We start from the raw sequence: 9,527 nt of genomic DNA, 5'->3' as shown, positions 1-9,527 counted from the left end.
TCATCTTTTGACCGTTGGAAAGGACATCATGAGCTCATCGGAGGCTCAGGGATCTCGGCAGGCGCTTCCCCAGGCGGTGGCGTCGGAGGTGGGCACGGTGGTGCCCCGTACTGGTCAGGCTGTGGGTTCGCCGGAGGGGGAGGCGGCTGCTGCGGTCGGTGGAACGGGTCGGGTTCCGTCGGCCGGCGGGGGTGTGGTCTCGTCGGTTTCCGGGTCGGAGTCCGTCTTCCCGCTCGCCGCGGAGGCGGGGGCGGGGGAGGTGGAGGTGGCGGGAGTGGCTGCCACCATTTCTGAAGCGGGGGAGGCGGGGGCGGATGGTTCGGCTGTTGATGTGGGGGAGGCGGAGGCGGGAGAGGCGCCTGAGGGGTTGGCCGAGGTCGCGCCGGCCGTTCCGCCGGGGAGGCCGCACAAGAGTCTGCTGGCCGGGGCGGCCATCGTGGGGGCGGTGTTGATGACCGTGCCGTTCCTGGTGGGTGGGGACGGTGAGGATGTTCATGCGGGTCCGGTCGGTGCGACGCCTGGCACGGTGCTGGGTTCTCCGGGGGGCGGAAGTGGCTTTGGTGCCATCCAATCGGCGTCGCCGACCGATGGCGGCAGTCCCGGGGCGAGTCATCCGGTCGGGCATTCCGCGGGATCACACGGTGCCGGGGGCCCGGGAGCGCACTCGTCGGCTTCCGGGAAGACACCGCCCCCCCGGCCGACGCCGTCGGCTTCCGGGAAGATGTCGCCCCCCCGGCCGACGCGGGGCAGGACCTTGTCCGCCGTCACCGGAGCGACGTCGTCCGGTGGTTCCTCAAAAAGCTCCTCGGCGGCCGCGGGCGTGTCCATCTGGAACCATGCCTCGGGCCGTTGCATCGATGTCACGGATGCCGGGGGCGATGGTACGCCGCTGCAGATCTGGGACTGCAACGGATTCGCGCAGCAGCGATGGCGCTTCATGAGTGACGGGACGGTGCGCGCGCTGGGGATGTGCATGGACGTCGCCTGGGGCGGTACCAGCGACGGTGCGGTGGTCCAGCTGGCCACCTGCAGTCATAATCCCGCCCAGCAGTTCCGGCTGAACTCCGCGCATGACCTGGTCAACCCGCAGGCGAACAAGTGCGTCGACGTGAAGGACCGGAAGACCGGTAACGGCACCCGCTTGCAGTTGTGGGACTGCAATGGCCAGGACAACCAGAAGTGGAGCAGCGGCTGACCCGGCCGATCCGTTCCGGTGACCTGGTGCGCGACATCACCGAGGTGCTCACGTCGATGTGCGCCCGCTTGTACGGGCGGCAGGCGGCGAAGAACCGCGCCGCCCGCGCGGTGGCCGTGGCGACCGGCGAGGCCGCCGAGTGAAGAAGTTCCAGGCGCAGCCCGGTTTCGTCGTGCAGGCGTTCCGGTTCGCGCTGGACCCGAAGGGCGCCCAGGAGGCCGCGCTGCGCTCGCACTGCGGTGCCGCCCGTGCCGCGTACAACTGGGCGGTCGCCTGGGTTGAGGCGTCGTGGTGGCAGCGCCGCGCGGAGGAGTCCTACGGGATCGCCGAGGAGCAGCTGACGCAGTGGCGGCCGTGGTCGCTGCCCGCGCTGCGGAAGGCGTTCAACTCCGCCAAGCACATCGATCCGCGGTTCGCCGCCTGGTGGGAGGACAACTCCAAGGAGGCGTACTCCACCGGCCTCGCGAGCGCCGCCGCCGCGTTCGACAACTACGCGAAGTCCAAGCGCGGACAGCGCAAGGGCAAGCGAGTCGGTATGCCCCGCTTCAAGTCGAAGCGGAAGGCGCGCCTGTCCTGCCGCTTCACCACCGGCACGATCCGCGTCGAGCCCGGCGGCCGGCATGTGACGCTGCCCCGCCTCGGCACGATCCGCACCCACGAGCCCACTGTGAAGCTCCTCGGCCGTGTCCAGGCCGGGACGGCCCGGATCCTGTCCGCGACCGTCCGCCACGAACGCGGACGCTGGTCCGTGTCCTTCCAGACCGAGGTCAAGCGCGACCTCGAACGGGTGGCGCGGCCGGACACGGCGGTCGGGATCGACCTCGGGGTGAAGACCCTCGCGGTCATGGCCGACAGCACCGGCGAGATCCGCACCGTGCCCAGCCCGAACCACTACGACCGGGCGCGCAAGCAGCTGCGCCGCGCCTCCCGCACCGTGTCCCGCAGACAGGGACCGGACCGGCGCACCGGACAGAAGCCATCGAAGCGGTGGGAGAAGGCCAACGCCGCCCGCAACAAGGTGCATCACCGGGTGGCGAACCTCCGCGAAGACGCCCTGCACAAGCTCACCACCGCCGTGGCCGCCGAGTACGGCGCCGTCGTGGTGGAAGACCTCAACGTCGCCGGGATGCTCCGCAACCGGCGCCTGGCCCGACGGATCGCCGACGCCGGATTCGGCGAGATCCGCCGCCAGCTCGACTACAAGACCCGCCAGCGCCACGCCACCCGCCTCGTGGTCGCGGACCGCTGGTACCCCTCCTCCAAGACCTGTTCCGGGTGCGGCGCGGTGAAAGCCAAACTGCCGCTGCACATCCGGACCTACGAATGCGACGCCTGCGGTCTGGTCATCGACCGGGACGACAACGCCGCACTCAACCTCGCCGCTCTCGCGGCAGCCGTAGTAACTGGTACCGGAGTGGCCGGAGACCAGGACACCGCCCCGGCGGTGTCGAAGCCTCGTGGAGCCGACCAGAAGACCCGCGCCACCCGCACCCGCCGCAAGGCGAGCGCGGGGCGGGCAGGTGGCGCAACCCTGCCGCACCAGCGGCAGACGGAAACGAGAGACCGTACTCAAGCCGAGCCCCTGACGCTCTGGTGATGAGACGGACCTTCCGGGCCGAAATACCCGGAATGCTGAGACCTGACTACAGTCTCGGCAACGGTAGGTGGGTTCAGTGCTTGGTGGTCAGGCCGAATCCGTAGGGGAACAGCGGGTCGTAGTGGGCGTCGCCGATGTTGATCGGTTCCTGGGCCTGGCTGCGGGGCCAGGTGACGGGGAGTTTCCCGGTGAAGGGGCGCTTGCCGAACAGGACATCGGCCACTCCTTCTCCTTCACTGCCGGGAAGCCAGGACATGACGAAAGCGTCTGCCTTGGGCAGTTGGTCGGTGATGATCTGGGGGCGGCCCGCGACGTCCAGGACGATGCAGGTGGTGATGGCCGAGCAGACGCGGTCAATGTTCGCCCGGTCGGTGGCGGAGAGATTCAGGGTGTGGCCGCCCGCGCCGACGTCACCGACGCCTTCGGCGTAGGGGGTTTCGCCGACGACAACGATGCCGACGTCGTAGCCGCTGGTGGGCGCGGCGGCATCGGCGCTGTAGGTGACACTCTCCGCGTCCTGCTGGATTCCCTGGAGGAGGGTGGTACCGGGGATGACGTTCCCGGACTGGCCCTGCCAGCTCACGGTCCAGCCGCCGGCCTGGTTGCCGAGGTCGTCGGCGTTGGCTCCGGCGACGTAGATGCGTTGGGAGGGCTTGAGCGGCAGCGCGTGGTGGTCATTCTTCAGCAGGACTTGCGACTCGGCGACAGCGCGGCGGGCCACGGCCCGGTGGGCAGGCGAGCCGACGGTGCCGATGTTGGTGCGGTCGGTGTAGGGGTGTTCGAACAGGCCGAGTTCGAACTTCGCGCGCAGAATGCGGGACACCGCGTCATTGATGCGGGACATCGGGACGCGGCCGGCCCTGACCTCGGCGGTGAGAGTCTGCTCGAACCGGGGCGCATCGTAGGGCTGCATGAACATGTCCATGCCTGCGTTGACGGAGGTACGGACCTGGGTCGCGAAGTCCCCGGGGAGCTGGGTGATGGCGTCCCAGTCACTGATGAGGAACCCGTCGAAGCCGATCTTCTGCTTCAGGACGTCGGTGAGCAGTTCCTTGCTGGCGCTCATCTTGACGGGCTCGCTGCCGGGCACGTCGGTCCACTGGACGGACGAGTAGGACGGCATGATGCTGCCGACGTGGTGGGCGTGGACGGCGGTGACGTAAGGGGCCAGGTCGACGGCGTCGAAACGCCGGTGGCTGGTGATCGTCACACCGCGGTCGATGGTGTAGTCGTTGGTGGTGGAGGTGCCGTACGTGGTGTCGCCGTCACCGGCGTAGTGCTTGGCGGTGGCCAGTACGTGGTCCGGTTTCGCGAGGTCCTTCTTACGGGTGCCCTGGAAGCCGTCGATGGCGCTCTCCATGCGCCGGACCAGTGCGGGGTCCTCGCCGAAGCTCTCGTAGGTGCGGCCCCAGCGGTCGTCGCGGGCGACGCACACGCACGGGGCGAAGACCCACTGCGGGCCGGTCGCGCGGGTCTCGTTGGCGGTGATGTGCTCCTCTTCGCGCACCAGCCCGGGGTCCCGGGTGGCGCCCATGCCGATGTTGTGCGGGAAGATCGTCGCGCCGACGAGGTTGCCGTCGCCGTGCACGGAGTCGATCCCGTACAGCAGCGGGATGTGCAGACGGGTGGCCAGCGCGTGCGCCTGGTAGCCGTCGATCATGTCCGCCCACGCGGCGGGGGTGTTGGGGGTCGGGGCGGAGCCGCCGCCGGACAGGAGCGAGCCGAGGGCGAGGTCCGTGATCTGCGTTCGGTCGGCGTCGACCGAGCCGCGTTCGGCCTGGGTCATCTGGCCTATCTTCTCTGCCGGCGTCATGCGGCCGAGCAGGTCGGAGACGCGGCGAGGTACCGGCAGCTTCGGGTTGAGGTACGGCGGGGTCCGGCTCTCGGCAGGCCGTGATGCGGCGGTGTCGGTGCCGGCCAGGGCCGATGAGGCCGGGACCGCCGTGGCGACCAGCGCGGCCGCGGCCAGCAGTGCGCCCGCCGTACGTCGTCGGCTGATGGTGAGTTTTGGCGGCAGGGCGCCGCGTACAGGCTGATGTCTCACGTCGATGCTCCTTGGATGCGATCGCCCCTCAGGCAACGGCCACGGGGGTGGTGCCGAAGTGGTGTCCGGGACGGCACCCCGCAGCCGCGTTGCCTTCGCGGGGTGCCGGCCGTCGCCGTCGGGCTCACTGAAGCCGTGCGACCGGGAGGGTGACCTGACACAACAGGCCGCCCCGCCCAGGCGGCAGCCCGGTCACGCAGGCCAGGCGGCGCGAGCTCTGCCACGCCGAGACCGTGCTACTTCTGTGTCCAGACCTGGTTGGGCTGTGTGCCGCCGCCGTAGCAGTCCCATATCTGCAGCAGCGCGCCGTTGCCGGAGCCGTCGGCGTCCAGGCATTTCCCGGACCGGGGGTTGGTGACGGTGCCGTTGGCGTTGAACTGCCACTGCTGGGCGCCGGTGCCGTTGCACGACCAGAGTTGCACTTTGGCGCCGTTGGCCGTGGAACCGGCGGTCACGTCGAGGCACTTGCCGGTCTGCGGGTTGACGAGGGTGCCGTCGGCCCGCGTCCACCTCTGGTTCCAGCCGGTTCCGCAGTCCCACAGCTGGACGGGGGTGCCGTCGGCCGTGCCCCAGTCCTTCAGGTCCAGGCAGCGGCGGCTCTGCTGACCGGCGATCGTGCCGGACGTACCGCCGCCTCCTCCGCTACCGCCGGAGCCGTTGGAGTCGTAGGAGAAGGAGTTCACGGCCAGGCCGGGGCCACCGACCCAGGGCTCGAAGCCGAACTGCACGCTGGTCATGTACCACGCCGGCGACAGGTAGCCGCGGCTGATCGAGTCGTTGGTGAAGTCCTTGATGTTCACCGTGATCGCGTTGGTGGGCTGCTGGCGTACGTAGGAGACGGTGTTCCAGGCGATGCCGCTGCCTTGGCGGCCGTACCACACGTCCCAGTTGGCGCCCTCGATTGACACCGTGCCGACCTTGGTGCCGAACGGCGTGGGCGAGCCGGAGTGGTTGGCCCAGATCATCATCTCCTCGCCGTTGTTCTGGCCGGAGGGGTTGGAGCTGGTGTCGAACCAGATGTCGTACGCGGCGTCCCACTGGCCGTCGGCGGTCGAGAAGTCGACGCTGGACTGCGGGTTGCCGAAGGCCGACACCTGCAGCGGCAGACCGTTGCCACTGGAGCAGTTGCCGTAGTGGCAGCCGGCGTAGATCGACGGATACGCCGCGGGCGCGCCGCTGGTGCCCACGTCGTGCCAGCCGGTGGTGACCTTGAAGCCGTCGTCCGACACATCGATGCACTGGGGGATCGAGTCACCCCACTCGTTGTTCTGGACGACGTACGTGCCGCCCGAGACCTTCATGCTGTCGGTCTTGCCGCAGAGGCTCGTGTTCGCGGACGCCGGCGCAGCGCCGGCCAGGGAGAGGGCAACCAGGAACAGGGCAGCGACGACCGCCGCAGCTCCATTGCGCAGCTTCAGGCTCGATCTGGGCATGGGGATCCTTTCGAGGGCCGGAGCGGCTTGTGCGGCGCCCGGGCCGTGAGGGATGGACCGGAGAGCGAGGCGTCGATTGGGAGCGCTCCCACATTGCGGAGCGCCGACGTCGGGACCTTCCGGAAATGAAATGAGGGGGGTGTGCCCAAACGGCAAACCAGCGCCGCCGTGAGGCGGGATCAGCGCGGGGCATGCGAGCTCGCCCAGCTCGTTGCCGCTGCGACACATGAAGCCAGCGAGGCTGATTGGCTGTCAAGCGGTCTGCATCTGTTCACTTTGTGAAGACAGCGCAGATGCTGCTGGCCAGCGGGGACGGGTCCGTCTCGGACGGGCAGCTACCGCACCGGGACTTGTCGAGGGCAACGCCTCACCGGAAGTTCTGCGCCTTCGAGTCGATGTCCCTTTGGCGGTGGGCGGGGCGGGCGTTGCGTCGTCCTCGCACGGCGACGTGTCCGACCTCGGCACCCTATGAACTCGCGGGTCCGGCATCACCTCTGTCGGAACGTCATGGCCATCGCACCTCCCTTCGTACGACGTGGACGCACCCCTTGTCGATAGATCCGGGCGGGGCTAGGGTGCCGTCCCAGCTAAGTCACTAGCTAGTAGCTACTAACGAACTCGCCCTGGTAGCCACTGGCGGACCTTCGGCCCGGGAGTGAAAGTGGGTGATGTCCGAACCGGTTCGGCGACTGACGAGGGTTTGTGCTCCACACCGGGCGCGCCGCGACCCCGCGGTGCGGATCAACTCCTGGACAGCCAGGCTGCCTTCCCGTGTGACACTGACCATCGCTCGGGGAACTCACTGTCCCGCAGCGCTGTACCGGAACCACGGCGACACCCGACGGAGAGGTCTTGGCGAACATGACTGAGGGGGTGCCCTCGTACCGACGCGACCGGCCGCGACTGCCGGCCGCCGAGCGAAGGCGCCAGATCATCGACGTCACCTCCGCGCTTATCGCAGATCGCGGTTTCTGGGGTCTGTCGATGCAGGACGTGGCCGATCGGTGCGGGCTCACCGTTCCGGGTGTGCTGCGTCATGTCGGTTCCAAAACCGGTTTGCTCATCGCCGTGCTGGAACACCGAGATGCCGAGGATGCACGATCTCTTCGCGCGCATCTCGGCGTCGGTGAGGAGGAGGTCCCGGACGAGTGGTCCGCCGGCGGCCCCCACGGAGTCGGTCTGCCGCAATTGTGCTCGGCGACGATGCAGCGCAACTCGAAACAACCGGAGTTCGTCCGGCTCTTCACGGTGCTTGAAGCCGAGTCGCTGACACCAAGCCATCCCGCGCACGCCTACTTCGTGAAGCGCCAAGACCAAGCGATGGCCGCCTTCGCATCCTTGGCCAGGGACATCAGCGACCATCCCGAATCGCTCGCCCGGCACATCGTGGCGATGATGGACGGCCTGCAGATTCAGTGGCTGCGAGCACCGGAGGCGGTCGACCTGGTCCGGGAATGGGAGTCCGCCGCCGAGGCGCTGTTCGGCGAACGGGGGGCGACGCGTGCATGAAGAAGCGGAGCGATTGACGGGGGCGGCCACGCGCAGGGACCGAAGCGCAGAGAACCACAACGGCGTCATACCCTCGTGCCCTTCCACCCCTGTGGATGGTGCCAGGAAGTTGGGAGTTCATGTCCCGTTCCTGCGGGTCGGCAGGTTCGGCCCCCCGTTATCTTCTTCGCGGTCCTGCAAGAGGGCCGCTGGCCTCCGGGCCCGGCATGGCTGTTCCCCCTTGTCGAACCGATGACCTGGGGAGTGGTGCCACCGGGCCCGGGAGGCGCCGTTGAGACGCTGACGAGAGGTCCGACTACCGCCCGGCCTGGCGCAATGCGCGGCCCCTTGCGGGCAGCAGGTCTGCATAACGTGGATGCGCGCATACGACGCCAACGCCCTGGCCGGCACCGCACGAACCCTGTTCGGGAGGATGGGTTGGACGACATCGACGACGTGGGCGTCTTCCTCGGCCTGGACGTCGGCAAGAGCGCCCACCACGGGCACGGCCTCACCCCGGCCGGCAAGAAGGTCTTCGACAAGCAGCTGCCCAACAGCGAGCCGAAACTGCGAGCCGTCTTCGAGGGAAGACTCCAAGGCTCTTGCATACCGCCCACGCCCTCCGCAGCTGTCGTGTGTTCGTCCATGGCAGTGGTCAGCTTGCTCGCGGCCGCCAACGCGTGTTGCCTACGGCAGGGCACGAGGAGTGCCGGGTTCCTCACTTTTCGACCGTCCGAAGGTGGTAGCCGTGAAAGTGCCGGTGTCGGTGAGCCAGCGCTGCCACTGCCGACCCGCCCGACCGGCAGGCTGATCCAGGCCTGTCAGCCGTCAACCCCCGTGCCACGGAGGGACGTTGACGGCCGATGGGCCCCGGTCAGCCCGCCGACTCCGCCGCGTGCGGGCTCAGCGTGCCCGTCGTGACGAACGCGATGATGACGATGCCCAGCGCGACGCGGTACCAGACGAAGGGGCCACCGAGAAGCCGTTGCTCAAGCCGCTGCCGACCGAGCTGTTTGAAACCGGGCGGCTCTTCACGCCGAGGGTGGACCGCTACAGCCAGATCGCCGTCCAGACCAACCGCTACTCGGTTCCGGTCCGGCTGATCGGCCGGACGGTGAGGGTAATGCTGCACGCCAATCACCTCATCGTCTACGACCAGGGCCAGGAAGTCGCCCGCCACGAACGGCTGAGCGCGAAGGCCGGCTCACGCCTGGACCTGGACCACTACCTGGAGCCGCTGATCCGCAAGCCCGGTGCCTTCCCCGGAGCCACCGCCCTCGAACAGGCCCGCTCCGCCGGGAAGTTCACGCCCGTGCATGACGACTGGAGGGACGCGGCCCGGGCGGCCCACGGCGACAAGGACGGCACCAAGGCACTGATCGAAGGATCGCCCAACTGGCGTGAGGGTGCCGCGGGTTGGGGTGGATGACATGGCGGACACGGGATCCGTGATCATTCAGGTGTCTAGCCAAGTGATCAAGAAGGTTCCCGTGTCCGCTGTCTCATCTTCCCCGATCCCTGCCGTGTTGGCCAAGTTGGGTCCGCTCCATCCGGACAGCACGTCTGACCTGCGGTTCTTCCTGGAGGCGGTGCCCGATCCTCGCTCCCGGCGGGGCCGCTGGTACGCGCTGACCCCGATCCTGCTGGTCTGCGCGGCCGCCGCGGTCTCGGGAGCCCGGACCATCGACGAACTCGCCGAGTGGGGAGCCCGCGCCGACGCAGGGCTGCTCGCCACGCTCGGCGTGCGCCGTCACCTGCTGCGCTGACGGC

6 protein-coding genes and 4 pseudogenes are annotated in these 9,527 nt (G+C 68.8%); 7 read left to right on the top strand and 3 right to left on the bottom strand.

The features are described from left to right. The first annotated feature begins 754 nt into the window (after positions 1-754). From ACYUED_RS06505 to tnpB, 3 genes and pseudogenes are all read left to right on the top strand, one after another. Positions 755-1,195 (top strand): ricin-type beta-trefoil lectin domain protein, encoded by a 441-nt coding sequence (locus ACYUED_RS06505; RefSeq protein ID WP_491291354.1) that lies wholly within the window; start codon positions 755-757, stop codon positions 1,193-1,195. Positions 1,196-1,215: 20 nt separating this feature from the next. Beyond that, a pseudogene (locus ACYUED_RS06500) lies at positions 1,216-1,338 on the top strand (IS607 family transposase); the annotation flags it as partial. Further along, positions 1,335-2,792: an IS607 family element RNA-guided endonuclease TnpB gene (gene tnpB, locus ACYUED_RS06495; protein WP_491291353.1), complete on the top strand. Its 1,458-nt coding sequence runs from the start codon at positions 1,335-1,337 to the stop codon at positions 2,790-2,792. The pseudogene ACYUED_RS06500 and the gene tnpB, both read left to right, overlap by 4 nt. 82 nt (positions 2,793-2,874) lie before the next feature. Here tnpB and ACYUED_RS06490 read toward each other — a convergent pair. Then, a pseudogene (locus ACYUED_RS06490) lies at positions 2,875-4,800 on the bottom strand (glycoside hydrolase family 3 protein); the annotation flags it as partial. A gap of 272 nt (positions 4,801-5,072) precedes the next feature. After that, the gene (locus ACYUED_RS06485) at positions 5,073-6,269 is read right to left on the bottom strand and encodes a GH12 family glycosyl hydrolase domain-containing protein (protein ID WP_491291352.1); all 1,197 of its coding nucleotides are present in this window, start codon (positions 6,267-6,269) and stop codon (positions 5,073-5,075) included. Positions 6,270-7,130: 861 nt separating this feature from the next. Here ACYUED_RS06485 and ACYUED_RS06480 point away from each other — a divergent pair. Both ACYUED_RS06480 and ACYUED_RS06475 read left to right on the top strand, forming a co-directional pair. Beyond that, positions 7,131-7,778 carry a TetR/AcrR family transcriptional regulator gene (locus ACYUED_RS06480; protein ID WP_491294157.1) on the top strand — a complete coding sequence of 216 codons (648 nt, stop codon included), beginning with the start codon at positions 7,131-7,133 and terminating at the stop codon, positions 7,776-7,778. Between the two features lie 417 nt (positions 7,779-8,195). Continuing rightward, positions 8,196-8,342: pseudogene (locus tag ACYUED_RS06475) on the top strand (IS110 family transposase); the annotation flags it as partial. A gap of 289 nt (positions 8,343-8,631) precedes the next feature. Here the strand turns inward: ACYUED_RS06475 and ACYUED_RS06470 are convergent. Beyond that, positions 8,632-8,727: pseudogene (locus ACYUED_RS06470) on the bottom strand (undecaprenyl-diphosphatase); the annotation flags it as partial. Positions 8,728-8,742: 15 nt separating this feature from the next. Here ACYUED_RS06470 and ACYUED_RS06465 point away from each other — a divergent pair. Together ACYUED_RS06465 and ACYUED_RS06460 are read left to right on the top strand one after the other, a co-directional pair. Further along, positions 8,743-9,186, top strand: coding sequence for a Mu transposase domain-containing protein (locus tag ACYUED_RS06465; RefSeq protein WP_491291351.1), 444 nt, complete (start codon positions 8,743-8,745; stop codon positions 9,184-9,186). A 94-nt stretch (positions 9,187-9,280) separates the two neighbouring features. Further along, positions 9,281-9,523 (top strand): transposase family protein, encoded by a 243-nt coding sequence (locus ACYUED_RS06460; RefSeq protein ID WP_491291350.1) that lies wholly within the window; start codon positions 9,281-9,283, stop codon positions 9,521-9,523. The last annotated feature ends 4 nt before the right edge of the window (positions 9,524-9,527 follow it).

It is taken from the genome of Streptomyces sp. DF42, from assembly GCF_058267695.1.
This window is presented reverse-complemented; position numbering and strand designations above follow the sequence as displayed.